We start from the raw sequence: 1,494 nt of genomic DNA on the forward strand, positions 1-1,494 counted from the left end.
GAATTTGGATGATTGTCAAGCTGCTGGAGCAATAAAATATGACATTCTTGGAGTTAATAATATAGCTAAAATCCAAGAATCATTAAATATTATGATTGATGAAGGTTTAGTTGAATGGAAAGGAACGCTGAGAAAAACGTTTGATGCCTACCTCAGACCAGAAAGATTTGATCTAAACGACTCTGAAATATACGAACTATTAGGAAAAGCTGAAATTCCTGACTTGTTCCAGTTTGATACAAAGTTAGCAAATCAAGCTCTCATGAAAGCCAAGCCAAGCAACCTTATTGAAATGGCAGCGGTAAACAGTCTTATGAGACTAATGGGTAATAGTAGTGAATCGCCAGTAGATACTTTTGCTAGGTTTAAAAATGACATTTCACTTTGGTATGATGAAATGAAATCCTATGGTCTTAATGAGGATGAAATAAAAATCATGGAAAAACATCTACTTCAAATTTCAGGAATTGCCGACACTCAGGAAGCGATTATGCTCATCAGTATGGATGAGAAGATAGCCAACTTCGATATTGTGGAAGCAAACGTTCTTCGCAAAGCAGTAGCAAAGAAGAAGGAAGAGATTTTTGAAAAAGCAAGAGTCAACTTCTTTAAAAAAGGTAGAGAGATTGGCACAAGTGAGAACCTATTGAAGTATGTATGGGATGTTCAAATTAGTCGTCAGAAATCGTATTCTTTTAGTATTTTACACACTATCGCATACTCAATTATTGGAATTCAAAATATTTTAATCGTATCTAAGTACAGTCCTATTATTTGGCACACTGCATGTCTTACTATTAACAGCGGATCATTGGAAGTTGAAGAGGGAACAAAAGGCAAGAGTACAAAATATGGGAAAATTGCTAGTGCAATCGGAACACTTAAATCCTATTCTGTCAATGTAGAATTGCCTCTTATTAATAGTGCGAAATTTGGCTTTACTCCAGACTTAAAAAGAGACAGAATCATCTTCTCGCTCAATGGAATTAATGGAATCGGGGACGATATTTCACATGAAATTATCAAAAACAGACCATATAAATCATTTGAGGACTTTCACACTCGTATGTATCAGACAAAAATTATTGCAAAAGCACAGTTCATTAAGCTAATTAAAGCAGGAGCGTTTAATGAATTTGATGCTCAAATTGAGATTATGAAACAGTTTTTGATTAAAGRAGTTGATGTGAAGGAGTCTTTAAACGGACAGAATCTGCCGAGAGTCATATCGCTGGGGCTTTTAGATACTCCTGAGTTAATTAAGTATAAGCATTTATACAATTTCAAAAATCACATTAATAAAAGTGTGCATGAAGTAGTAGAAAAACCTAAAGACAAGATTCTAATACTTGATTCATACTCTCAATCATTCTTTTTCAACAACTTTACAGATGAGTCAATTGTAGGTTGGGACGGGGATAAGCCACTCATATCTGAGAAGAAGTTTAAAAAAGAGTATGATAAGCAGATGGGGTATTTCATGGAGATGATGAA

Annotated in this window: 1 protein-coding gene; it reads left to right on the plus strand. The window is 34.5% G+C overall.

What is annotated here, in order from left to right; genetic code table 11:
* Positions 1-1,494 (plus strand): helix-hairpin-helix domain-containing protein (locus tag AC1DSL_RS18095; protein WP_477533310.1); only part of this gene is annotated, 1,494 nt, incomplete at both ends.

Source organism: Paenisporosarcina sp. P4_D4, assembly GCF_056401835.1.